General features: G+C 44.1%; 24 protein-coding genes. 18 read left to right on the top strand and 6 right to left on the bottom strand.

Features of this window, described 5'->3' with window-relative positions:
• Positions 1–25 precede the first annotated feature (25 nt).
• Complete coding sequence (locus WA381_RS12590; protein ID WP_061485220.1) at positions 26–742, bottom strand: enoyl-CoA hydratase/isomerase family protein; 717 nt, start codon at positions 740–742, stop codon at positions 26–28.
• Between the two features lie 429 nt (positions 743–1,171).
• On the opposite strand from WA381_RS12590, the gene WA381_RS12585 reads away from it, so the two are divergent.
• The 7 genes from WA381_RS12585 (at position 1,172) to WA381_RS12555 (ending at position 8,294) form a co-directional block, all read left to right on the top strand.
• Positions 1,172–2,260 carry a 3-deoxy-7-phosphoheptulonate synthase gene (locus tag WA381_RS12585; RefSeq protein ID WP_061485222.1) on the top strand — a complete coding sequence of 363 codons (1,089 nt, stop codon included), beginning with the start codon at positions 1,172–1,174 and terminating at the stop codon, positions 2,258–2,260.
• A 75-nt stretch (positions 2,261–2,335) separates the two neighbouring features.
• Entirely contained in the window at positions 2,336–3,490 is a 1,155-nt protein-coding gene (gene tyrA / locus WA381_RS12580) for a bifunctional chorismate mutase/prephenate dehydrogenase (protein ID WP_061094610.1), read from the top strand.
• Between the two features lie 45 nt (positions 3,491–3,535).
• Positions 3,536–4,825, top strand: a complete 1,290-nt coding sequence (locus WA381_RS12575) for a pepsin-like aspartic protease (RefSeq protein WP_061485224.1) — start codon at positions 3,536–3,538, stop codon at positions 4,823–4,825.
• A 29-nt stretch (positions 4,826–4,854) separates the two neighbouring features.
• Entirely contained in the window at positions 4,855–5,637 is a 783-nt protein-coding gene (locus WA381_RS12570) for an SAM-dependent methyltransferase (RefSeq protein WP_156086129.1), read from the top strand.
• Complete coding sequence (locus WA381_RS12565; protein ID WP_061485228.1) at positions 5,625–6,137, top strand: GNAT family N-acetyltransferase; 513 nt, start codon at positions 5,625–5,627, stop codon at positions 6,135–6,137. Before WA381_RS12570 ends, WA381_RS12565 begins: the two co-directional genes overlap by 13 nt.
• 165 nt (positions 6,138–6,302) lie before the next feature.
• Positions 6,303–6,515 carry a hypothetical protein gene (locus WA381_RS12560; protein WP_061485230.1) on the top strand — a complete coding sequence of 71 codons (213 nt, stop codon included), beginning with the start codon at positions 6,303–6,305 and terminating at the stop codon, positions 6,513–6,515.
• 15 nt (positions 6,516–6,530) lie between these two features.
• Positions 6,531–8,294: a GGDEF domain-containing protein gene (locus WA381_RS12555; RefSeq protein ID WP_231506439.1), complete on the top strand. Its 1,764-nt coding sequence runs from the start codon at positions 6,531–6,533 to the stop codon at positions 8,292–8,294.
• 42 nt (positions 8,295–8,336) lie between these two features.
• Here the strand turns inward: WA381_RS12555 and pheA are convergent, their stop codons facing one another.
• From pheA to yciH, 3 genes are all read right to left on the bottom strand, one after another.
• On the bottom strand, positions 8,337–9,590 hold the full coding sequence (gene pheA / locus WA381_RS12550) for a prephenate dehydratase (RefSeq protein ID WP_197044398.1): 1,254 nt from the start codon (positions 9,588–9,590) through the stop codon (positions 8,337–8,339).
• A 282-nt stretch (positions 9,591–9,872) separates the two neighbouring features.
• Positions 9,873–10,673, bottom strand: a complete 801-nt coding sequence (locus WA381_RS12545; RefSeq protein ID WP_014948846.1) for a response regulator — start codon at positions 10,671–10,673, stop codon at positions 9,873–9,875.
• Between the two features lie 63 nt (positions 10,674–10,736).
• Positions 10,737–11,069, bottom strand: coding sequence for a stress response translation initiation inhibitor YciH (gene yciH, locus WA381_RS12540; protein WP_014948847.1), 333 nt, complete (start codon positions 11,067–11,069; stop codon positions 10,737–10,739).
• A 171-nt stretch (positions 11,070–11,240) separates the two neighbouring features.
• On the opposite strand from yciH, the gene WA381_RS12535 reads away from it, so the two are divergent.
• The 8 genes from WA381_RS12535 (at position 11,241) to WA381_RS12500 (ending at position 20,173) form a co-directional block, all read left to right on the top strand.
• Positions 11,241–11,546 carry an STAS domain-containing protein gene (locus WA381_RS12535; RefSeq protein WP_014948848.1) on the top strand — a complete coding sequence of 102 codons (306 nt, stop codon included), beginning with the start codon at positions 11,241–11,243 and terminating at the stop codon, positions 11,544–11,546.
• Between the two features lie 43 nt (positions 11,547–11,589).
• Positions 11,590–13,266, top strand: coding sequence for a fused response regulator/phosphatase (locus WA381_RS12530; protein WP_156086130.1), 1,677 nt, complete (start codon positions 11,590–11,592; stop codon positions 13,264–13,266).
• Positions 13,267–13,517: 251 nt separating this feature from the next.
• Positions 13,518–13,958 (top strand): tellurite resistance TerB family protein, encoded by a 441-nt coding sequence (locus tag WA381_RS12525; protein ID WP_156086131.1) that lies wholly within the window; start codon positions 13,518–13,520, stop codon positions 13,956–13,958.
• A gap of 181 nt (positions 13,959–14,139) precedes the next feature.
• On the top strand, positions 14,140–16,212 hold the full coding sequence (locus WA381_RS12520; RefSeq protein WP_156086132.1) for a putative bifunctional diguanylate cyclase/phosphodiesterase: 2,073 nt from the start codon (positions 14,140–14,142) through the stop codon (positions 16,210–16,212).
• Between the two features lie 298 nt (positions 16,213–16,510).
• Entirely contained in the window at positions 16,511–16,792 is a 282-nt protein-coding gene (locus WA381_RS12515; protein WP_223866688.1) for a calcium-binding protein, read from the top strand.
• A gap of 60 nt (positions 16,793–16,852) precedes the next feature.
• Positions 16,853–18,250 (top strand): sensor histidine kinase, encoded by a 1,398-nt coding sequence (locus WA381_RS12510; RefSeq protein ID WP_014948855.1) that lies wholly within the window; start codon positions 16,853–16,855, stop codon positions 18,248–18,250.
• Between the two features lies 1 nt (position 18,251).
• Positions 18,252–18,836, top strand: coding sequence for a hypothetical protein (locus WA381_RS12505; protein WP_014948856.1), 585 nt, complete (start codon positions 18,252–18,254; stop codon positions 18,834–18,836).
• Positions 18,833–20,173 carry a sigma 54-interacting transcriptional regulator gene (locus WA381_RS12500; RefSeq protein ID WP_014948857.1) on the top strand — a complete coding sequence of 447 codons (1,341 nt, stop codon included), beginning with the start codon at positions 18,833–18,835 and terminating at the stop codon, positions 20,171–20,173. Before WA381_RS12505 ends, WA381_RS12500 begins: the two co-directional genes overlap by 4 nt.
• Before the next feature lie 86 nt (positions 20,174–20,259).
• On the opposite strand, the gene WA381_RS12495 is transcribed toward WA381_RS12500, so the two are convergent.
• Together WA381_RS12495 and WA381_RS12490 are read right to left on the bottom strand one after the other, a co-directional pair.
• Positions 20,260–20,745 (bottom strand): GAF domain-containing protein, encoded by a 486-nt coding sequence (locus WA381_RS12495; RefSeq protein WP_156086133.1) that lies wholly within the window; start codon positions 20,743–20,745, stop codon positions 20,260–20,262.
• Positions 20,746–20,869: 124 nt separating this feature from the next.
• Positions 20,870–21,721, bottom strand: coding sequence for a DUF72 domain-containing protein (locus tag WA381_RS12490; RefSeq protein WP_156086134.1), 852 nt, complete (start codon positions 21,719–21,721; stop codon positions 20,870–20,872).
• Between the two features lie 247 nt (positions 21,722–21,968).
• On the opposite strand from WA381_RS12490, the gene aspS reads away from it, so the two are divergent.
• Genes aspS through ruvC form a run of 3 tightly spaced genes read left to right on the top strand, consistent with a single transcriptional unit; the run spans position 21,969 to position 24,691 of the window.
• A complete protein-coding gene (aspS, locus tag WA381_RS12485; protein ID WP_156086135.1) occupies positions 21,969–23,729 on the top strand; it encodes an aspartate--tRNA ligase in 1,761 nt (586 codons plus the stop codon).
• Positions 23,730–23,732: 3 nt separating this feature from the next.
• Entirely contained in the window at positions 23,733–24,173 is a 441-nt protein-coding gene (gene nudB / locus WA381_RS12480; RefSeq protein WP_014948861.1) for a dihydroneopterin triphosphate diphosphatase, read from the top strand.
• Positions 24,173–24,691: a crossover junction endodeoxyribonuclease RuvC gene (gene ruvC, locus WA381_RS12475; RefSeq protein ID WP_014948862.1), complete on the top strand. Its 519-nt coding sequence runs from the start codon at positions 24,173–24,175 to the stop codon at positions 24,689–24,691. Before nudB ends, ruvC begins: the two co-directional genes overlap by 1 nt.
• The last annotated feature ends 14 nt before the right edge of the window (positions 24,692–24,705 follow it).

The following is a 24,705-nucleotide window of genomic DNA, read 5'->3' as shown; positions in this document are numbered from 1 at the left end:
CGCTCCACCATAGCACCTATTATTGTTATGCCATGAGTGAAAGCGATTCTATTAACGGTTTATTCTCGTTATCGATAGTGTGGATGATATGTTTATGTAGACGCTTTTTGTGTTCGCCAAAAATACCACGCTTTTTATCAAAGGTCTTAGCGTAGTTCAGCGCACCTTCCATCAAGCTTTCTTGTGTATCGTACGCCTTCTCTACCACGTGATCTTGCTCTAATTCTTTACCAGACACTCGCCTTCCGGAAAGCTTCATTTCATTAAATCTGTAATACGGCATCGCTTTTTTAACAAACTCAATCATACCGGGCAGAAAGGGGATTGATAAATCTACTTCAGGGAAACAGAAGAAGCCTTTGTCTGCGCGCATAAATCTGAAGTCACAAGCGCACGCCAAAATTGCTCCGTTTCCGAAGGCGTGTCCGTTGATTGCAGCAATAACGGGAAGAGGGAACAGAAGCAGCGCTTTAAACACGTCATCCATACCGTACATAAATTGCTTTATTTCCTCAGTGCGAGCTGCTTTCATTGCTGGCATTAGCCAGTCTGTGTCTATACCTAGACTAAAGCATTTCTCATCATTTGATGTGATCACTAGTGCTTTACAGCTTTCATTACTTTTAATGGTATTTAACGCTGAAAGCATCTCCTTTGCGAAGAGAGGATTGTGGCGGTTCTCTCCATTTTGCATGGTTAGCATGGCGACGTCGCCAGTGTAGGTTAGGGCTAAATTTTGCATTGTATTCTCATTATTATTCCATTGTCGCAATGATACAAAATCCTGACAATAAATGAGAAATTTAGCTTATTTATGTTGGTCAATTACGTCATTAAATTCGTGGATCATTTGAAAACGTAAGGACGGGATGTCACTACAAAGCGTTTGACTAATGAGGTAATTCGGAACAAGCCTCACTGTCGGTTAAAAATTGTGCTATCTCTATGCACTATTGCCATTCAGTCATGCTCATTCGCTTCGAATCTACCCTAGATTAAAGTATTATTCGTTATTACTTGCGCGATTACGCTTGAGTTGCTAAAAAGTCAATGACGTTAAAGAAATATAGAAAAAGCTAGTTGTACAATAAAGTTTACACGCAGATTGCACACTCTTTTGGCGTTTAATGTTCCGTTTTTTATTTGTAGTTAAGAGAGTAAGAGAGCTCCCATGATCAAGGACACCGTAAATAATGTTCACGTAAGTACCGAAGATGTACTTATAACCCCTGAAGCGCTTAGTGCTGAATTGCCTGTGTCAGACAAAGCGTTAGCGGCTATCTCTGAGTCTAGAAAGATTGTTTCAGATATCATTCATCGTCGCGACCATAGATTGCTTGTAGTGTGTGGACCATGTTCTATACACGACGTTGAAGCCGCGAAAGAGTACGCACTTAAGCTTAAAGAGCTTCATGAATCATGCAAAGACACGCTATTTATCGTTATGCGTGTGTACTTCGAAAAGCCGCGTACCACAACAGGTTGGAAAGGTTTAATTAACGACCCGCATATCGACGGTACATTTGATATTGAAACCGGTCTTCGTAAGGCAAGAGAGTTGTTAATTTGGCTTGCAGAATTAGAGCTGCCTGTTGCAACAGAAGCACTAGATCCAATTAGTCCGCAATATCTTGCAGAGCTATTTAGCTGGGCTGCTATCGGTGCGCGTACCTCTGAATCGCAAACCCACCGTGAAATGGCCAGCGGCCTGTCTATGCCTGTAGGATTCAAAAATGGTACAGATGGAAGCCTAGATATTGCCATAAACGCCCTTAAATCGGCCGCATCGGGTCACCGCTTTATGGGAATCAATAAGCAAGGCCAGGTAAGTATTATCGGGACCAGCGGTAATCCAGATGGCCACATTATTTTGCGCGGTGGAAAGCAGCCTAACTACGACTCGGTTTGCGTATCAGAGTGCGAGATTGAGTTGCAGGATGCTGGTTTAACAGCGGGCTTAGTAGTAGATTGCAGCCATGCAAACTCTTCAAAAGATTATCGCCGTCAGCCATTGGTTGCACAGAACGTGGTCAATCAAATTCTAGAAGGCAATCAGTCTATCATTGGCGTTATGTTGGAAAGTCACTTGAAATCGGGTAATCAAAAAGCTGAAGGTAAAAAGCCAGAAGAACTTGAGTATGGTGTTTCAATTACAGACGGATGTATTGATTGGGAAACAACAGAGAACTTAATATCTCAAACCAGAGATAAATTAATAACTGTGTTACCCTTACGCCAAAATAAGCGCACGGTGGCATAAATCCAAGCAACGCCTAAAGTGGCAAGAAAAATTTGCCACTAAGCCCCGTGCCATTTGATTCAAGGATAAGACAGAATGGCCGATTTATCGCAGCACTTAAAAAAGTTAGATACGCTGCGTGAAGGTATCGACGAGCTGGATACCCAGCTTGTCGAATTACTCGCAAAACGCAATCAAATTACAACCCAGGTCGGTCAGATTAAGGCTGAAGCTGGTATGCCCGTTTATGTACCAGAGCGTGAAAAAGCGTTGATCGCCTCCCGCCGTGCTCAGGCAGAAGCACTTGGGGTTTCGCCCGATCTCACCGAAGACTTATTACGTCGAGTAATGCGAGAGTCTTATCACACGCAAAACAACAAATATCGCTGTGTGAAACCTGATGTCGACAACGTTGTTGTAATTGGTGGAGCAGGGGCACTTGGCCGTGTGTTTGTGAGCTTGTTCGAACGAAGTAATTACAACGTTTCAGTTGTGGAAAAAGACGACTGGGAAAGTGGTATAGCAACATCGTTATTAAGCTGTGCTTCACTGGTTGTTGTTGCAGTGCCTATTAATCTAACCGAAGCCGTGATTAGCAAGCTTACTATGCTGCCAGAGGATTGCGTGCTTGCAGATATAACCAGTATTAAAGCTAAGCCACTTGAGGCGATGCTTGCCGCACACAATGGTCCGGTTGTTGGACTGCACCCCATGTTTGGTCCTGACGCGCCTGGCATGATTAAACAGGTAGTGGTAGTGTGCGACGGACGTGGCAGTGAGAAATACAGTTGGCTCATTGAGCAAATGCGAATTTGGGGTGCTACCATTCACGACTCCAGCGCACAAGAACATGACCAAGCCATGGCTTACATTCAGGTAATGCGTCACTTCAACACGTTTGTGTACGGGCAGCACCTAAAAGGTGAAGATCCCAATCTTGAATCACTCACCATGTTTAGCTCACCTATTTATCGCTTAGAACTCGCGATGGTAGGTCGACTGTTCGCTCAGTCACCACAGCTATACGCAGATATTATCTTTAATAACCCCGACAATTTCGCGCTTCTACGCCGCTTTTATGAACGTTTTGGGATTGCATTGTCATTACTTGAGAATGGCGATAAAAAAGGGTTTGTCGAACAGTTTATGAAAGTCGGCGCGTGGTTCGGAGACTATGCGAAGAAGTGCTTGGTAGACAGCAAACAGATGCTGTTAAAAGCGGACGATGGTCAGCTTTTAAGAGATAAGTAGTTCTAACAGACTGTTAAGAGCCAAAGCTAATTTAAGGTAGCCAACGTGACTCGCTCTCTTCGTTTGCCAATTACCAATATTTTCGCTGATGGCGGCTATAGTGTGAGAGCACATGTAGGCGCGCATCAGCAAGCAGTTCATCTGATTCTAGATACGGGAAGCGCTACGCTTGCTTTGGGCCACGCGCACTATCATGTAGAAAAAGATAATTATGTTGAGTTTACCTACTACTCTCAATCCATAAAATATGCAGAAGGCAGTTGGCACGGCCCTGTGGTCAAAACGACAGTGCACCTTGGCATTTTTGGTCATAGTGTGACGCTACCTCAAACTTTCGTCGCGATTGCAAAAGAGCCAAATTCGCCCGAACAACCTTGCTTCAAGAAAGCTGACGGAATTATGGGGTTGGCGTATCAACCACTAAATCACGCTTATCGCTACTGTGATGAAACCAAAGAAAAACTAAGTGAGCATGACTTTTATAGTGCTTTACTCTCGGATTCTGTAGAAACTGAACAAGCTGAACTAAACGTAGATAAGCCGATTGCCACAACGTTGCCCAGCTATTTTTCATATCTTGAGCAACAACATATAACAGCGAATAAGTTTGCGTTCTGGTTGCATCGTTCAAGCATTTATAACGTCGACGGCAACTGCCTTACCGCTGCGCTAGCTCATCGAACAAATCATGGGCTATTTGTGGTTGGTGAACCCCTATTTCACAAAGACTTATATTCGCCTCCTTTGTTGAATGCGAAAGTGCTTCACGACAAGTTTTATAACGTCACGTTGAAAGCTATAGAGTGCGAGGGTGTGGCCACTAATGCGCCTGTGTTGAAAGCTTCCGATCAAGCTCGCTGGTGTTCAAATGCTATTGTCGATACAGGTGCTACTGTCATAGGCTTACCAGAGTCGCTGTATGATGATGTGATGGGTCAGATTCACGCGTGCGTTGGAAATGCCGATGTGTTGCTCGCGCCATTCACGGCTTTTTCGTTACAAGAGCAAGGTATTCCATTAACGGAATTAGATCTTACAAAATGGCCAACGCTAACGTTTATACTTGAGGGGGAAGACGGGGAAGACATAGCACTAAAGCTTCCTCCTGAAGCATATTGGCAGATACACGCACCGTCATATAACTTTGCGTCCTTTAAAATCTTTCCCTTAAAACACTGGCCAAATCAAACTATTCTGGGGCTTCCGCTGATTTCTCAATACTATACAATTTTTGACAGAGCAAGAGGTGAATATGGCGTGGTGTCCTTCGCACACAAAGTCACTGCTGGCCAAATAGTTGAAACACTAAAGCAGATTTTTAAAAATAATAACTGACATCAAATAAGAACAATAAGGGAATTTTAATGCAGCGGGGTAGTTTGGTTTGCGTGGGAACTGGCATGATGGTTGGCGCGCACATGTCGCCAATATGTCAAAGTCATATAGAACAGGCCGACGTCGTATTTGTATGCGTAGCCGAACACTATATGGAAGCGTGGATCACGTCTTTAAACAATAATACCGTCAATCTTCAATCATTCTATGAAGATGGAAAAGACCGTCACGAAACGTATGCTCAGATGACTAATGCGATGCTAAATAAGGTGGAACAAGGTCAAAAAGTTGTTGGGGCGTTTTACGGTCACCCCAGTGTATTTGCAAAAGCGCCGCTAGACGCAGTAAACAGAGCCAAACAAAAAGGCTTCGAAGCATACATGCTACCTGGTATTTCCGCGGAATCGTGCCTGTATGCTGATTTGGGCGTCGACCCTGGGGCAGTTGGTTGCCAGCATTATGAAGCCAACCAATTCCTTAAATTCAAACGGGAAATAGATACCGCTGCATACTTAATTTTATGGCAAGTGGGTGTTGTCGGCGACTTTTCAAGCGCTGTATATACTTCAACGCCGCTTCAGCGAAAAAAGCTCACAGATAAATTACTGTCAATTTATAACGCCGAGGACACTGCTATTTTGTACGAAGCAGCAACGTTACCTATTGAAGATTTCAGAGCAGAAAGTATTGCTATTGCCGACTTGCATGAACACGAAATTAATCAACATACAACGCTGGTTATTCCACCGGTAAAAACACTAAAGCTTGATGATACTGACTACTCCACAAATAGTAATTTATGCAATTCGTAACGCATCGTTTTACTTGCGAACTGCTTGATGATAAGTGGGCTGCAGAGGCGGCAGCGCTGTATCAAGATGAGAAAGTAATGCGGTTAATTGGCACGCCCCTGACTAAAGCCGAAAGTGAGCGAGTGACTAGTGGATTCATTGAAGCAAACCGTCAGCCTTGGCCAACGCAGAAAGTCTGGGTAATAACTTGCAATTACACAAAAGCATTTTGCGGTATTCAGATGTTACGTAAACATACTCACAAGAATAGCGCAGAGATTGGCATAATGTTAGCTCGAAAGATGAATGGCAAAGGGGCTGCTCGGGAAGCGATGGGAGCCTTGGTTGACTACGGTATTTCACATGTAAATCTCGACCGCATCGTTGCTCAGTTCCAAATACGCCATTTGGCAACACGGCGATTAGTTACTCAATTGGGCTTTGTTAAGAAAAACGACAGTTTATCAATGGGAAGCAAAAGCGAACTAACAACCTATACTTTTGAACGCCTTTGTAACTGAGTTATCGTCAACCGAACGATTAACCATAAGTTGCCCTTAAACGCGACGCGTGTGTCCACTCGCACTGGTATTATATGTCAAAAAGACTATACGTAATTGATTAACATCCCATCAATTTGTTGATAATCTAGTATTAACTAAAAATTATAAGCTGAATACACACTCATGAAGGCGCTAAAAGAATTACTAGCAATTGCACAAGATGCATCTAAACAACGCAACTCAGACATTATTGCTCAGTTCAAAGCTGATCACGCTGATGAACTTTCAAAAGACAAAGAAAAAATGTGGTGTCTTTTGATGCCAGAAGACGAAGAGCAAGAAGCGCCAGGAGATGCACCAGACAGTGGCGAAAAGAACCAAGCTTCAATCCACTAACCGTGATAGTTGAAAATGCTGGCTAGACTATTAATAGGGGCGTTACTTTGCCCCTTTTTCATATTTCCGCTTTCTGCTGACGAAATTGATCAGCAGTTAGTGCGCGCTGATGCACTTCGCAGTCAAGACGTGGAGGCGTTTCGTACGTCATTGTCTGCTCTCAGTAATAAATCAGCCTCCTTCTCACCGGCCCAAGTCCAATACTTTAACTATCTCAATGCTTATAGTTTATCGTATTCAGGAAAACTCATAGAGGCAGTTCCGCTTTATGAAAGTGTTTTTCAAAGTGCTTCAGATAAATCGTTACAACTACGAGCCAAAAATTCAATTCTCAACAACTACGCGTTAGTTCGGGATTTTCCCAAAGCACTTCAGCAAATTCCTGATATTGTTCCTCTACTTTCGTTAGCGAAAGATAAAGATAAGCACCTTTCAATTTTGACGATTGCGCTTTTTTATAATCAGTTGGAGGAGTTTGAGCAGAGTTTGCAGTACAGTGCTCGCGTAATTGGACAAGAGCTTTCTTCCCGCAATGCGTGTCTGGCTCACAATCTGCGTAGTGAGTCGCTGCATAATTTAGGACGACTTGACCGAGAAACGCTAAATACAACCATTGAGGTATGTAATGCGAGTAAAGAGCCAATCGCTCTGAATCTAGCAAAATTATGGCTTGCTCAACTGATGTTAGCATCGCCAGACAGTATCGCAGGGGCGTTAGACGCCTTACTTGCTATCCAAGCAGATGTTGAAAGTACTAACTATCCACGATTAACGTCAGAGTACTATACAGCGCTAGCACAAGCCTATTTTGCCAATAAGCTCTTTCATAACGCACAGGAGAGTGCGCTTAAAGGCGCGGAGCTTGCAAAAGGCATGGGATATTCAAAACCCAGAAAAACGGCATATTATATACTGTACCAGTCGGCAATAGAGAAAGGGGATAATGCACAAGCATTAGATGCATTCATTCAATACGCTGAGGCTGATAAAGCGTACCTTGATGAGTACAACGTTAAGCAAATGGCGATTCAACAGGCTAAGTTCGATAACCTCGAGAAGAATATCGAAATTCAGCTACTGGACAAAGAGAATAGCCTACTGAAAGCACAAGCAGCACTTTCCCGAGAAGAAAAGCAAAATCACAGGCTGTTGATAACATTGCTTGCTTCCACCACGATACTTGTCCTTATGTGGGCAATAATAAATCGTAAGTTACATGCAGCACTTAGGGAAAAGGCGCAAACTGACTCGTTAACAAAAGTGGCGAACCGTCACTATTTTACTGAGTTGGCATCGAAAGCGCTTGATCGAATGTCAGAGCAGCAGGACGTATTATCTTTTGTAATTTTCGACCTTGATCACTTTAAGTCAGTTAACGATAGCTACGGCCATCCAACAGGCGATTGGGTATTAAAAGCAGTAGTTAACGCGGTGAGGAAACACTGCAGAAAAGAAGATGTTTTCGGGCGCTTAGGTGGTGAGGAGTTCGGCCTACTATTACCAGGGTGTAATGAGAAAAAAGCAAAAGAAATAGCGGAAAGTATGCGCAATAGTATCCGTCAAATTGATACAGCTGAAAGCGGTTTTACCTTCGATATTTCAGCAAGCTTTGGTATCTCCAGCACTGCGTCATCAAAGTATCAATTCGAGGCGCTGTATGCCAATGCCGATGAAGCTTTGTATGGCAGTAAAAAGCATGGCCGCAACAGAGTTTCTGTCTTCCAGGTTAATGGTGAAAGTGACGTTGGTAATGTTGGGCAAGCCTTTCAGCCTGCCTAAACATTACAACGAAAGAAAGTAAACAATGGGGCGTGTGCTGGCTTAATCAGCCAGTGCACTCGCCGCGGCCACTTTGGTCGGGCTAATTTCTTCGCTTGGATAGCAGCCCAATACTTTGATGTAGCGGGTAATACCACGCAATGCATCAAGGGCATTTTGTACAGGGCCATCTTCTACGTTGCCTTCTACATCAATGTAGAACATCTCTTCCCATGGATTACCTGGAATAGGACGCGATTCAAGCTTCGTCATATTGATGCTGTTCTCTCGTAGCACCAACAAGGCCTCTACAAGTGCACCTGGCTTTTGGATGGTAGACATAACAAGTGTTGTTTTAGCAGGAACTTGAAGTGGAACCACTACTGGGTTGCGCGCAACAACGATAAAACGGCTATGGTTTTCTTTTTGGTTTGCTAAGTTACTCTTTATTGCCATTAGGCCGTACAAGTTACCACCCGCTTCGCTGCCTATTGCGGCTACGTCATCGCGTTTAAGCTCACTAACTGTCAACATGGCAGACGAGGTGCTGTCCATGGTTTTCACTTCTACGTTCCCTAGTTCTGCTAAGAAATGGCTACACTGAGTGAACACTTGAGGGTGAGCGTAAAGCGTTTTGATTTTATCGATACTGGTGTTGGCTCCCACTAACAATGTATGGCGGATAGGGTGGGTGAGTTCACCAATAATACTAAGTTGGGTATGCTGTAGTTGGTCATACACTTCATTGATACTGCCAGACGTCGTGTTCTCAATAGGCAATACCGCGTAATCGGCTTCTGTACTTTCAACTTTGTGAATAATTTCTGCAAAGCTCTGACAGCCAATTTCCAGCAATTCGCCTGGGCGACGAGAGAAGTACTTTTGAGTTGCTAGATAAGAGTAAGAGCCCTTGTCGCCCAAGAATGCCACTCGGTTTAAGGGCAATGTACTGCCAGGGTTAGCGCGTTCAGCAAGCATAGCCTGCTGGTTTAAAACAGAGTCTTCAATAATAACGTGGAAAATTTGTGTCACATAATGAGGGTCTAAGCCGATGTTTTGGCCTTCTTTTATTAGGCGCACCAATAGCTGTTCTTCTCGCTTTTGATCTCTCACAGGAATGTGATGCTTTATTTTCGTCTCAGCCACTTCGTTGGTTAACTTTCTGCGTTCTGAGAGTAAAGTAAGTAATTCACTGTCTAAAGCGGTAATCCGCTCTCTAACAGTATCTAATGCATTGTCTGACATATCATTCCCGTGCGTATCGTATAAGAAAATTCTGCTAAAAAAAAACCTCCCGGTTGGGAGGTTTTCATGCATGTAGCCGCGCCTCCCTAGTTAAAGGATGTAAACGCAAAAAAGAAAAGTGCTACGTGCATAGTATTCTGTTTCATAGGTTTGAATGTATGTTGAACGCCTATGTGTGTCAACCCATTTTTACAAATTGAATAGTTGTTTTTAATGTGGAGGGCTTGAAAAAGTGATTAAAATGCGCTTTTGGCTTTATAAAAAGCCAAACGGTTAGGGCATGAAGCGTTGGCAGGTGCCGAAAATAAGCACCGGCCGCTGGGTAATTTGAGAACGTCGTTTATATTTTAACGCTTAGTTACCTAATAGTGCTGAAAGCATTTGTCTTACTTCGTTGGGCTCAAAAGGCTTATCGCATAGCGCGTTCACACCTGTTTGCTGAATATTAGCCATATGTGCACTGTCAGCTGACTCTGACGTTACCATGATAATCGGTATATGTGTGGTTTCTGGATTAAAGCGGATAAATTCCGATAGTTCCCTGCCATCCATTTCGGGCATATTGTAGTCGGTAACCACGAGGTCAAAAGGTTCATCTTTTATATAAGTTAGCGCCATTGCGCCATTCTCAGCTTCTTTTATGCGTTGAAGTCCCATGCCTTCTAGTACGCGTCGAATATGATTACGCGCTAATTTACTGTCATCAACAAGTAGTACGCGAACGTCGTGTACGTCAAATAGTTCTAATTCTAGTTCATCGTGGTTAATTAGGTCTAAGCTTGCGTTTAACGCACGAGACAAGTGAAGTGGTTCAAATGGTTTAGGAAGAATTGCCGCAACACCCGCCTGCTTAAACTCTTCTAGTTTGCTTAAACGATTTTCACTGGAAACCAACATGAAGGGGATTGTTTTAAATGCGTCGTCTTCTTTGATGAATTTAAGTAGTTCTAGTGCGGTTCCATCTTCGTAGTACATCGCGCTTACGATTAGGTCAGCACCGTGCGCTTTTACCGCTGAACGAGCTTCGGAAAGGGTACTGACGGGGTCAATTTCCTTTACGTGCTCTTTTAACAACAAAGTGGTGATGATCTTTCTTTGTGTGTCAGAAGGCTCAACTAAAATAATGTGTAGATCAGAAATTGACAGCTTTTCCATTTCAGACTCTTTTTGTTATATGTTTATGAAAAAGTGAGAGCTCGCTAGCTGGCTAGCGTTACATTAGCCCCCAGCAAGCTTAACTTTATACCCTTTATCGGTCAGTAGTGTGCGGAGCTTTTCCCTGTCATCAGTTTGTACTTCAATGACACCGTCTTTCACTGCGCCGCCGCAACCACATTTTTTCTTTAGCTCAGAGCCTAGTTTTTTCAGCTCATCAGACGCGAGGTCTAATCCCTTAATCAGAGACACCCCTTTTCCTTTGCGACCTTTAGTTTCCCTGTGAATACGAACAACGCCGTCAGAAGACACCGAACGCGCTTGCTCTTTTGGCTCAGGCTTTATTTTGCCGCTTTCAGTACTATAGACCAAAAGGGCGTCTTGCCAGTCTTGCATACATACCTCAATAAATTGCGTCTTTCCATCTAAATGGCGATAAAAAAAGCATTACCATACGAAAGTTTAAGATGACTTTCGTGGCGATGTGTAAAAGTTCAACTAGTATAAGAATAGCAAAGTTAAAAGCATGTGATGAAGCATTTCTGCTTACATTTTTAAGGAGCGAATATGGAAATAACGTCGAGCTATCAAAATCAAGGGAAAGTACTAGTGGTAGATGTAGGCACTAAGTTTGACTTTAGTAAGGTAGAAGACTTCAGAAACGCCTATGGCGAACTGGGCGCCGATGTCTCTCACATCACCGTAGATTTATCGCGTACTGAATACATGGATAGCTCTGCCTTAGGTATGTTGTTAAACATGCAAAAGACACTCGCTGAAAGAGAATTAACCTACAGTATCGAAAATGCCCGTCCTCAGGTTGCTAAAATCCTGAAAATATCTCGATTCGATAAAAAGTTCGACATTAAGTAAGAAAAGCAAGTCGCTAAATTAACATTTTATCGAAGAGACATACGTGAAGATCCTCATTGTTGACGACGAGGCTATCAACCGTACATTGCTTACTAACATGCTTTATAACGCAGGCTATAAAGACTGTATCGAAGCGGTGGATGGTGTTGAAGCTATCAAAAAATTTACGCACGAAAAACCCGACTTGGTTTTGTTGGATGTTGTGATGCCTGGGCTCAGTGGTTTTGACGTTGCACCCAAAATACGCAAGCTTGCGAAAGGGCCGTATCTACCTATTCTTTTTATCACCGCTTTAGAAGATAAAGAAAGCTTAGTGAGGTGCCTGGAAGTTGGCGGGAACGACTTTGCCACAAAGCCCTTCGACCGACACATTCTAATTGCCAAAATTCGAGCCCACTTAAAAATACGTGCTTTGAGTGAACACATAGAACAGCAAAATAAAGCACTTCGTTTATTCAATCAAAGAGTGGCGAGAGAGCACGCCATCGTTGAACATATTTTTAGCCACGCTATTGTCAATCGGCCCGAGGTAATGGCGCATTTCGACTGCTTCCTAAAGCCAGCTGAAACCTTTAATGGCGATCTCTTTCTATGTGAATCAAGCCCTAGTGGTGGTATTTATTTTGTGGTGGGAGATTTTACAGGCCATGGTTTGGCGTCAGCAATTGGTGCGTTGCCTGTAACCCGAGCCTTTCAGGAACTCAGCCAGCAAGGGGTATCTATTTCTGAGATTATTTCAGAATTAAATCGAATTTTAATTAAGTTTCTACCAAGTGACATGTTTATGGCCGCAGTGGTGGGCGAAATTAACGCGGGGGGCAATAGAATAAACTTATGGCAAGGTGGAATGCCGGCTGTCATTGTTCCTGCGAAAACTGATTTAGCACTGCGCTGCATTCCCTCACGTCACATGGCATTAGGGATCCTAGATGAGCATGAACTCAACACCGATTGCGATACCATTCAATTAGGATGCAATGAACAGCTTGTAATTTGTAGCGACGGGCTAATTGAGAGTACTAATCAAGAGGGAGAAATGCTTCTTGAGGAAGGCTTAGTAAGAATAGTAAAAGAGCAAATGCAGACGCATGGGAAAATAGAATCCAATTCACTTTTTCTTAAGGCGAAAGAGCATTGCGCAGCCTCTTCATTTCACGATGATGTCACACTAGTCGTGTTTACTTCTCAACCCATTAAAACGCCCGTATCACCAAAGATGGATTTTGGATTGCCATCGGTGCATGAAGTTGCGCTTGACGCACAACATTTGAAACAGCCTGACATTCTTCAACGCGTGCTACAGCTTGCGGGGCAATGCGAGGGCATTCAAGCGGTGCGTTCGATAATTTATACTGTGTTGTCGGAACTGTTTAATAATGCGCTAGAGCATGGGATCTTGAAACTCGACTCAAAACTCAAAGCTGATAGTACAGGGTTTCATCAATATTACGAAAATCGCGAGGCTTCACTAAAGGCGCTTAGTCACGGGCGAATTAACATTCGGATAGAGTCTTTACCCCTTAAAGGTAAGGTGCTGATAGCGGTTGAAGATAGTGGTGAAGGCTTCGAGTGGAATAAGGCAAGTACGGTAGGCCGGCGTCATTCTGTTCATGACGAAAGCTTTGGGCGTGGGCTTCCTTTGCTTCACGCGCTGTGCGAACGAGTGTGGTTCGAAAATGGCGGGAGTAAAGTGATTTGCTTACTTGATACTAAAATTTAGGCGCCTTTAGAAAATATCTTTACGAGCAAAATGTTCATATTCGTGTTTCTCTGAGGGCTTTTAAACTCTCACTTTACAGCTTTAGTCGCTGAGTACAGTTTACATAGACTTGCTCACTTGGTCATCGCTGTAAATCTGTCCATCTAATCCAGCAATTAATCGAATTTAGCTTTTACCGAGTAAAAGTTTTATCGATACTCAAATTTCATTAACCGCGGGCGTTTCTGCGGTGACACAAGAAGTAGGGCCCCATGCTGAAATCATTTCTCAAATTTTTCGAAGACACGCATAAGCGTACAGAGCCAACGTATACCGTTGAATTGGCGACTGCTGCATTACTTAGTGAAATTGTTAATGCTGATAATGAGGTAACGGATAGCGAGAGAAGTGAATACGAGAAACAGCTCAGAAAGCATGTAAATATAGATGAGGAAGCGATGTCGTTGTTGCTTGAAAGGGGGCAAGAGACGGCTGACGATTCAATTGACTTAGTGCGTTTTACTCAAGTACTAAATAAACACTGCAGCGCTGATGAGAAAAGAGATGTGATAAAGAGCCTCTGGGCTATTGCATACGCGGATGAATCTTTAGCGCCTCTTGAAGAGAGTACTATTCGTCAAATAGCTGATTTATTGTACGTTCCCCATAGCCAATACATTAAAACTAAACTTGAAGTAGTTGAAAGAACATAGTGTTCATCATCACTCAGTTAGTCTTTTTTGTATTAGCTAAAAAAATGGATTCAAATTTAGCGACCTGTACCTTACTATTGTGAACAAATAATAATAAAAGCTTAGCGGTGACAGTGCTGTTTCAGAGCCTATGGCATCACTTGCTTACAACAGCTTGCAGTACTGAAGTAAGGGTAGTTGAGTGTTTAGAACGTTGAAAATCCCAATTGGGCTTGTCATTGCATTGACGATGTCGGTGCTGGCGCTCTCTGTGGTAATTGTTAATAAATTAGAACACAACGCTTCTGTGGTGGATGTGGTTAAAGGCAATACCGCGACGTTAAGTAACGCTTTGTCGCTGCAGTTATCGGTTGTCATGGAGCGAAGTCCCGGTGATAACGCATTATTTTCCTCTCTTTTTCAACCGATAAAAGAACACGATAATCTTATTTCCGCCACGCTATATGACAACGACTATCAAGTCATATCCACTATTCAACCTGATTCCTTAAACCAGCTTTCCAATCAATCTGTTCCTCTTGATCCTGCAGAAATTCCATTCGGTGTTACGCAATACGACAATGTTATCACTGCCCATCAAATTGTAGGCAGTAGCCTATACCCACTTGGACATGTTGTGCTTTATGTGGACATTGAAGACACCATGGCGGCAAGTTCAGCCCGCCAGATCATTAAGCAAGTGCCTATCGTTATCGCGGTTTTGCTGCTTTGCACTGGCACTTGTGTCTTTATTTTATACCGTTTGATTTCTCCTATTGGGTCGCTGAGGCAGTTTACTCAGGAAGTATTTGAGTCAAAAGACTATGCGCTGCGCAGTTCACTTAATACATCTAATGAAATTGGACAGTTATCGAATAACATTAATAGTTTATTGGATACCATTGAAGTTGAGTTACTTATCAACTTTGAGCAAAAGCAAACATTGGTTGATCAACAAGAAACCATGTCTCGTCTGGCAAACTTCGATAGTTTAACCGGTCTTCCCAATCGACAGTTTGTTCTCGATAACTTAAGACTTGAGCTAGCCAGAGCCAAAAGAAATGATGAAGACTTACTGCTCCTGTTTTTTGATTTAGATGGGTTTAAGGGCATCAATGATTCTTTAGGACATGAAACCGGAGATCTCATTCTCATTGAGGTTGCTGACAGAGTTCAGTGTTTGCTGCGCGACGGCGACTTATTCGCGCGATTGGGAGGTGATGAGTTCTTAGTACTGCCCGATAGAGATGTGACTACCGACCAAGCGCAAAGCTTGGCAACGCGACTTATTACCGCATTTGATGAGCCTTTTGAACTGCGTGGCTTATCACTAACGGTAGGTTTAAGCGTTGGAATCGCTACGGCTTCCGATGCGGGCTACGACCTAAGCGAGCTGATGAGCAATGCAGACCTTGCAATGTATCGTTCAAAAGCGCGAGGGCGGGGCAGCTACACACTGTTTACACCTGATATGGTTGAGTCACATAAGCGTAAACTCCACTTAGCTAACGGTATTGAGCAAGGAATCAGCAACGATGAATTTGTTGTTTATTACCAGGTTAAAGTTAACAACGAAGGGAATGTAATAGGCGTAGAAGCGCTTATTCGTTGGCAACATCCTGAATTTGGCTTGGTCATGCCGAACGAGTTTATCCCCATTGCTGAGCAGGGCGGTAAGATCACTGCAATTACCCGTTGGGTAATTAAGCGCGTTTGTATTGATATGCCAGATCTAAAACAATGGGCCACGTCTCCGTTTAGAGCCTCAATCAATTTATCTGGACATGATTTGCGAAGCTCGCAGCTGTTTGACTACATCTACAATACTTTCAAGCTCTATGACATCAACCCAGAAAACATTGAATTTGAAGTGACAGAAAGTGCGTATCTAGAAAACTTTACTCTTTCAAACAAGTTCTTCAGACGCATCGGAAACATGGGGTGCGCCATAGCTCTAGATGATTTTGGAACGGGTTACTCCTCGTTAAGTTACCTGACGCAAATCAATATCGACACGCTAAAAGTTGACCGACAGTTTGTAATGGAAATTCAAACTTCAGAACGAAGCCGTCTTGTGACTGGGGCAATTATTGATTTGGCAAAAAGACTGTCACTCTCGGTATGTGCTGAGGGCATAGAAAACCTTGAACAGTGGAATTACCTTAGAGAGCATGGATGTGACAATGTGCAAGGATTTATGTTTAGCAAGCCCATCCCCTTATCGGAGCTCACTTGTTCTCCCTCCCATTACAGCGATAGCAGTTTCTCTGTATAGCAAGGTATCGATAAAACCACTTTGTCATACAGTGTTTCAAAGTGGTGTTTCTTTTTTGCAACAATTAACCTGTATGCTGAGTGCTTAATAGTATATTGATTTATGTATATTTCTGTTTTTAATGTGTTTTTTCTTTTTGGTCTGAAAATCGCATAAGCAGTTTGAATGCAATTATGATAGTGGTTAATTGAAGACTAGTGGTAGTATCCATGAGCTTTAATAGCAGCATAACCTGATAACACAGGGCTGGTATCAAAGCGGATTGAGAAGGATTTTAAAAGCGTTTAGCGGAGGATTCATGATGAAACGTCTCGAAAAAGTTTTCTTAGCACTTTGTGCTGTTGCTGCAGTACAAGCCATTTCAGTAGCGGACGCGTACGCAAGTCCAGCGCGCTCGTTGATGCAGGAATTAGACACAGATAAAGACGGTCTGATATCACTTAAAGAAGCGGTTCGACACACAGGTCTACTGCGTAACTTTGGGCTGATTGATGACAACGAAGATGGCAAACTTTCCGAAGCCGAATTGGCAAAAAGCAAGTTGACGCCAGGCAATGAAAAGCTCACAGCAAGTGAGTAGATAAAATAATATATTTAAGAGGGTAAGGTTCTGATAAACAAGGTTTCGTTTGGTGAACGCTTGGTACAACTTGGTTCACTAAGGCAGTTGACGCTAGGTAGTTTTGTACTGGCCCTTATTCCTCTTATAGCCTTACTTTGGCAAAGTCAAAGCGACTTAGCCAAAGTGGGTCAAATGACAACACTTGAAACACGGTTTGTTGTCGATGTTGTTAGCGACATGCAAAGACTCGATAACGCGGTCGTTGATGTAGAGCGCAGCATTCGCCAATTTGCTGTGTTGAGAAATGATAGGGTGGCATCCCTTTCTGATAACGCCATCGATCAATTTGCAGTGGCCGCTGACAATCTATGTCAGGCTCTCTCGGTACCAACTACCTGCACACGACTTTCAGAACAGCTAAATCAATTAGCCGAATATCGAGCGATTGAAGACCAGCTTTTACTTAATGCTTACCTTGCATCGGTGGGCGATAGCGTCGACCAGCTTCGCGACGATGTAGAAGCCGCTATTACTGAACGTGTCAAAGTCCAGCAAGATGATTTAAATGCCATGCAAGCAAAACAAGCTTGGTCTACGGCCATGCTTGTAAGCGTTTCGTTATTGCTAATACTGATGGGGAGTCAACTTATTGTGAACCCCGTTAACAACTTAAAAAAGATTATAAGGATCATGGCCCACAGCGATGGTCAGCTTCCACCCCTTTCAAGACAAGCGCCAAAAGAACTGATTGATGTAGAGAAAGACTTACATTGGCTTTATGATCGACTACAGCAGTTGGAGCATATTAGAACCGCCTTGCTGCGACACGCTGCTCACGAGCTCAAAACTCCGCTTGCCAGTATTAAAGAAGGCTGCAGCTTGTTGTCTGAAAACGTGGTGGGCGAGTTGAATAACAGTCAACGCGAAGTACTTTCGCTACTTACTGCTAGTACGCAAAGACTCAACACGCTGGTGGAAAAGCTGCTCGACTACAACCTGCTGTTGCAACAAGCTCAGCCGAAAATGGTACAAAGTGACGTTAGCAAGTTAGTTTCTGCTTGTTTAGAAGATTACGCGCTCGCTATTCAGGATAGAGAAGTGGAAGTAAAGATAACCGCGTCCGAGGTGCGTATAGACGAGGAGCTGTTTAGAAGAATACTTGATAACTTGGTGTCCAATGCTGTCGCGCATGGCGCAGTGGGAAGACCGATAAATATTAGCCTTTATAACGAAAACGATAATCTTGTACTCGATGTTGCCAATCGCGGTAAGCGTATTGCTCCAGAGTCAGTACATACTTTATTTGAACCTTTTATCCGAGGAACCGAGCCGAGAAACGACAATGTCATTGGGACGGGTTTAGGGTTATCAATTGTTGCCGATTGCGCTCGACTGATGCATGGTGATGTGCGTGTTGTAGATGTAGACTATGCCGATGTTTGCTTTAGAGTGACCATTGGGCAACAGGAAAAATAAAATGAGAATAAGTGGTTTAATTGTCGCCTTACTGGTGCTGACAGGATGTCAGAGTTTAACCAGGAACAACGACAACGCAGGTGAGCCAGAAAAGGTGACGCCTGTAGCTAAAATAGAACGTGGCCTTTGTTTATTTGTTGAGCCTCCACAGGGGTTCGAGCACAATTGCGATGCAACCTATTGGCTTAACGCGTGGATTGACGCGGCTAACCAACCTTGGTTAGAGCGTAAGCAAGCATTAAAAGCGTTAGGTGATACAGCATCTGACACACTTCACGCCTACGTTTTAACACTACCAACAGATACACCTTATCAAGACAGATTGCGCGCGCAGCTTGCCTTAAATGATATTGCAGGAACATTTACACCCACTGCGCAAGAAGTGGTGACTGTTATTGCTGCGTCGCATAACAATCAGATTATGCAGCTTGAATCTGCCATGGTGGTGTTGGAGCAAGAAAATACTTCTCGTGGCGAGAAAGTAAAAGCACTTGAAATTGAAGCAGTTAACCTGCGCAAAAAACTAGAAGAATTGTTGCAGATTGAAGCAACACTGATGGATAAAAACAGGAGTACACAACAGTGAGCGAAAAGGCGAGTAGTAACCCTAACTTATTGTTGGTAGATGACGATAAGAGCTTATTGCGCTTATTAACCATTCGTCTGGAAGGCGAAGGCTATGAGGTGACCGCAGTGGAAGACGGTCAATCAGCGTTAAGAAAGCTTCAAAACGACAACTACGATGTAGTATTAAGTGACTTGCGTATGCCGGGCTTAGATGGTCTGAGTTTGTTTGAAGAAATTATGGGAATTAGAAAAGATATTCCTGTAATTCTGATGACGGCTCACGGCACCATCGCTGATGCGGTAGCAGCCACTCAGCGTGGTGTATTTGGGTTTTTGCCTAAACCTGTCGATCACGACGAATTACGCGCGCTGCTGCAAAAAGCACTTAGCCAGTCTCAAGCTGCACAGCCTGGGGATTGGGCAAAGGACATCATTACCCGTTCTCCAGAAATGCTAAATGTACTAGACCAGGCGTTCCGCATAGCTCAGCGTGAAGTATCTGTACTTATTAGCGGGGCAAGTGGAACCGGTAAAGAGTTACTTGCTAATGCCATTCATAAAGCCAGTAACCGCAGCGACAAACCATTTGTAGCTATTAACTGTGGAGCATTGCCTGAAAACTTACTTGAATCCGAGCTATTTGGTCATGCCAAAGGTGCGTTTACCGGTGCTGTAGCTGCTCACCCAGGTCTGTTTAGAGAAGCCGACGGCGGTACCTTGTTCTTGGATGAGATTGGCGATATGCCGATGACGCTGCAGGTAAAACTGCTGCGTGCATTACAAGAGCGCCAAATTCGTCCAGTAGGCAGCAGCAAGCACGTAGACATCGATGTGCGTATCATTTCTGCAACGCACAAAGACTTGCACAAAGAAATGGAAGAAGGCACCTTCCGCGAAGATTTATATTACCGTCTAAACGTGGTGAACCTGAAACTTCCTTCGCTGAAATCGCGAAGTGAAGATATTCCACTTCTGGCTCGCTCGCTGTTGCAGCAAAGCGCACAACGTCATGGCGTAAATGTGAGTCAGTTCTCAGATGACGCAATGCAGCAGTTAGTGACGTCGTCTTGGCCTGGCAACGTACGCCAGCTCGTGAACGTGGTTGAACAGTGCGTGGCACTAACGCAAACGCCGGTTATTCCGCTTCATTTGGTTGAGCAGGCTCTTTCAGCAACCAAGCAAAGCTGGCCAACGCTTACAGAAGCGCGCGATGCCTTTGAACAGCAGTACTTGCACAAACTTCTTAAAATGACCGACGGCAACGTGACACGAGCGGCAGAGCTTGCAGGAAGAAACCGTACAGACATGCACAAGCTTATGAAAAAGCATGAGTTAGATGCAGCCGATTTCAGATAGACATAGTCGAGCTGAGAGAGTTATTAAACGCATCACTTTTTAGTGATGCGTTTTTGTTTTGCGATACTAAAAGCGTAGGGCTGGGATTATACTGGCAGGTGTTCTGAAAAAATAATGGCTTCAACTGTGCGAGCGTAGTTTTTTAAACTTTCTATTTCAGGAACTGTAAAGCTACGTGGTTCATCAAACAGAAGGCATAAGGTTCCCAACTCGTATCCGTCCTTATTGCGCAAAATGACACCTGCATACGCTCTAATAAAAGGGTTTCCAGTGACTAACGGGTTATTAGCAAATAGCTTATCGGCTTTAGCGTCGGGAACAATTAAGTACTCTTCTTCGGCAATCGCGTAGGTGCAAAACGAGATATTACGCGGTGTTTCGGTAGCATCCATACACTGGCGTGACTTGAACCATTGACGATCCTCTGCAACCAGGCTTACCAAGCAGGTTTTAGCATTAAACTCTTCTTGTACAGCTTTGGTGAGCTCGTCAAGTTGTTCGCTTGGGGAAGTATCTAAAATATCTAACGATTCAAGCGCAGCAATACGCGCTTTCTCATATTCATGGTTCATTAAGGTTATTTCACGGTAAATAATGGTGTAGTACCAAAATAGATAAGAGCAGTAGTTTACCGCTGAATTAGAAAAACGCTATCTATTAAAAAATATTGATAGGCTCAATGTCAGTTGCTCGTCATCAAAACAGTGAATTCTGCTCTGGTTGAGTTTTAATAGACAGGTTATTTAGCACGAGTGATGGAGTAGTGTTGTTATACAAATCGATAAACTGCTGCGCTAACCAGGGAGCATCTTTGTTGTCGGGACGGTGACAAAAAAAGTACACGTCTTTTCCTTCACTTTGCCAAATCTTCACTTTTTTCACCCAAGGCAATAAACAGCGTTGGTTGTCATCATCTATATCGTTACCGACAAAGCGCACAATGGGAGTATGTCCTGTAGCGATAACGTTTACCGGTACACGGGGCTTTTTCTCTCGCACTTCCTTTAGCATCGCTCGTCTATTTGTTCCCCCTGCGTCTAAAGAGCCCGTGAAAAGCGCTCGGGTGTCCATAATGATTCTATTCGCACCGTGGCGAATTAATAGTTGGTTAAGCGCCTTTTCCTCATCACCCTTAGCGAAAAATGCTAGGTGGCGCACTTCAACCGCTACGTTTAATTCTTGGGGTAACGCCGCTAAAAAGGTATCCAAAATTGATAGCTTTTCTGGCCCAAAAGATGCGGGTAGTTGCAGCATCATGACTCCTAGCTTTTCTTTAAGCGGGCTTAATAAAGCAAGCTGTTGGGCAACCTCTTCATCACAATGCTGTAATTGGTGTACATGAGTAATGTTCTGGTGAAACTTGAAAGTAAACCTGAAGTGGTCGGGTGTTGAATTGCACCACCTTGCTACAGCGTCTTGGTGGGGAAGAGAATAAAATGTGGTATTCCCTTCAACCGTATTACACTCCTTGGCATACAGCGACAATCCATTATCAGACTTGGGATAATTAACAAACCACGTGCTTGGCCAATGGCTGTGTTGCCACATTGGCAATCCAATATAGAGATTTCCTTGTGATATGGCTGATTTGTGCATATTTGTCATTGGGCTTTATCAAGCATTTGTTTATACTATGCGGCCTTTAAATCATTACATTATGCATGTTGTGGGCGGGCCAGCTAATTGGCCAGCAAGTTTACGCGATTTTTGGCAAAGTCTTAAGCCTAAAAGTAAGCGGTTTTGAACGCCAATTTACTGCATGCGAAGCAAGAAAAAACATCAGGGGTCAAGGACCATGCGCACAGATTACTGTGGGAATATCGATTCATCATACATTGGACAAGAAGTTACCCTTTGCGGGTGGGTTAATAAGCGTCGCGATTTAGGCGGTGTAATTTTCATCGACTTACGCGACCGCGAAGGTATCGTACAAGTGGTGTTCGACCCAGATTTACCAGACGTGCTATCGGTAGCTAACACGTTGCGTAGCGAATTCTGTGTAAAGCTAACGGGTAAAGTGCGTGCGCGCCCTGAAGGTCAAGTTAACAAAGACATGCGCACAGGTGAGATTGAGATCCTAGGCACAGGCCTTGAAGTGATCAACAAGTCTGACGTGCTTCCACTGGACTGGAACCAAGAAAACTCAGAAGAACAGCGCCTTCGCTATCGTTATCTAGATCTTCGCCGTCCTGTTATGAGCCAGCGCTTACAATTTCGTGCAAAAGTAACCGGTGCTGTACGTCGCTTCCTAGAAGAAGAAGGTTTCCTTGATATTGAAACGCCTATTCTCACTAAGGCAACGCCAGAAGGTGCACGTGACTACCTAGTGCCAAGCCGCACACACAAAGGTGAGTTCTTTGCACTTCCGCAATCGCCACAGCTTTTCAAACAGCTTCTGATGATGTCGGGCATGGACCGTTACTATCAAATTGTTAAGTGCTTCCGCGACGAAGACTTACGTGCCGATCGTCAGCCAGAATTTACCCAAATCGATATTGAGACCACGTTCTTAGATGCCGATGGCGTAATGTCTATTACCGAGCGCATGATTCGTGACTTGTTCAACAAAATGCTAAACGTTGACCTTGGCGACTTCCCGCGCATGACGTACGCCGATGCCATGACGCGCTTTGGTAGCGATAAGCCAGACCTACGTAACCCGTTAGAGTTAACAGACGTTGCCGACTTGCTTGCTAACGTTGACTTTAAAGTATTCAGCGGCCCGGCAAACGACCCTAAAGGTCGCGTTGCGGCAATTCGCGTACCAGGCGGTGCTTCACTTTCGCGCAAGCAAATTGACGAATACACCAAATTTGTAGGTATTTACGGCGCGAAAGGCCTTGCTTGGATTAAAGTTAACGATGCTGGTGCAGGTCTTGAAGGTCTGCAGTCGCCAATCCTTAAATTCCTAACGGAAGATATCACTAACGCCATGCTAGAGCGCACTGGCGCACAAAGTGGCGATATTCTATTGTTCGGTGCAGACAACTACACTGTGGTTACCGAAGCGATGGGCGCACTTCGTCTTAAGCTTGGTGAAGACTTTGAGCTTCTTGAAGGCGAGTGGAAACCACTTTGGGTTGTTGATTTCCCAATGTTCGAAGAGTTTGACGGTCAGCTTCACGCTATTCACCACCCGTTTACCGCGCCACGAGGTTTAACGCCAGAAGAACTTAAAGCTAACCCAGCAGAAGCCTTATCTGACGCTTACGATATGGTATTGAACGGTGTTGAATTAGGCGGTGGTTCTGTACGTATTCACAATGAAGACATGCAGTCTACGGTATTCAACATTCTTGGCATTGACGATGAAGAAGCGAAGAACAAGTTTGGCTTCTTGCTTGACGCGCTGCGCTTTGGTGCGCCGCCGCATGCAGGTCTTGCGTTTGGTCTAGACCGTTTGGTAATGCTTATGACTGGCGCGACGTCTATTCGTGACGTGATGGCATTCCCTAAAACGACCACAGCGGCATGTCCGTTAACATCGGCGCCTAGCCCTGCGAACCCACAGCAGCTTGAAGAGCTAGCTATTGCAACGGTGAAAAAGCAATCGTAATTTATGGCGTATAAGAAGCCTGAATCTGCACTGGTAGTGTTGTATGACCAACACTACCGAGTGCTGCTTTTGCAACGACAAGACGACCCCACCTTTTGGCAGTCGGTAACCGGCGCGTTAGAAGAGGGGGAGTTACCCTTAGAAACGGCATATCGTGAAGTGTGTGAAGAAATTGGCATCGATGCCAAAGCACACGGCTTTGTGGTTAACGACCACGATAAGCAAAACCAATATGAAATTCGTAGCCGCTGGCTACATCGTTATCCTCCTGGTACTGTGCACAACACAGAACACGTATTTTCCCTTCAAATAAACAGCGATTTACCCCTTGTCTTAACAGAGCACTTGCAGTACGAATGGGTGTCGAAAGACGAAGCACTGGCGCGTTTATGGTCTCCCTCTAATAAAGAAGCGGTATCTTTGTTTGTACCGAGTGTGCCTTAATGGTTATACTGGGTATAGATCCAGGTTCTCGGATCACAGGCTACGGTTTAATTGCACGCAAGCAAGGTAAACTGGTGTATGTAGCAAGCGGATGCATTCGCGTTGGAACGGCAGATTTACCCTCTCGTCTTGCTAATATTTTTACCGGTGTTGGCGATATTATTCGTCAATATAAACCCGACCAGTTTGCTATCGAGCAAGTATTTATGGCGAAAAACCCTGATTCAGCGTTAAAGCTTGGTCAGGCCAGAGGAGCCGCCATTGTGGCAGCCACCCAAGCGCAACTTCCTGTTGCTGAATACAGCGCAAGGCAAATTAAGCAGTCGGTAGTTGGAAAAGGTGGCGCAGATAAAACGCAAGTTCAGCACATGGTAAAACACCTGCTGAATTTAAGCGGCACGCCACAGGCCGATGCTGCCGATGCATTAGCCGTTGCCTTGTGTCATGCACACACTGAACAGAGCCTGATAAACATGGCAGGGCAAGCCCGAAAAACCGTTCGTGGTCGTTTGCGCTAATACTGCTCGAAGCT

The sequence above is a fragment of the Alteromonas sp. CH_MED4-4 genome (assembly GCF_037029575.1).
GTDB classification, from domain to species: Bacteria; Pseudomonadota; Gammaproteobacteria; order Enterobacterales; family Alteromonadaceae; genus Alteromonas; species Alteromonas macleodii.
Note: the sequence above shows the minus strand (reverse complement) of the source record. Positions and strands in the feature narration are given on the sequence as shown.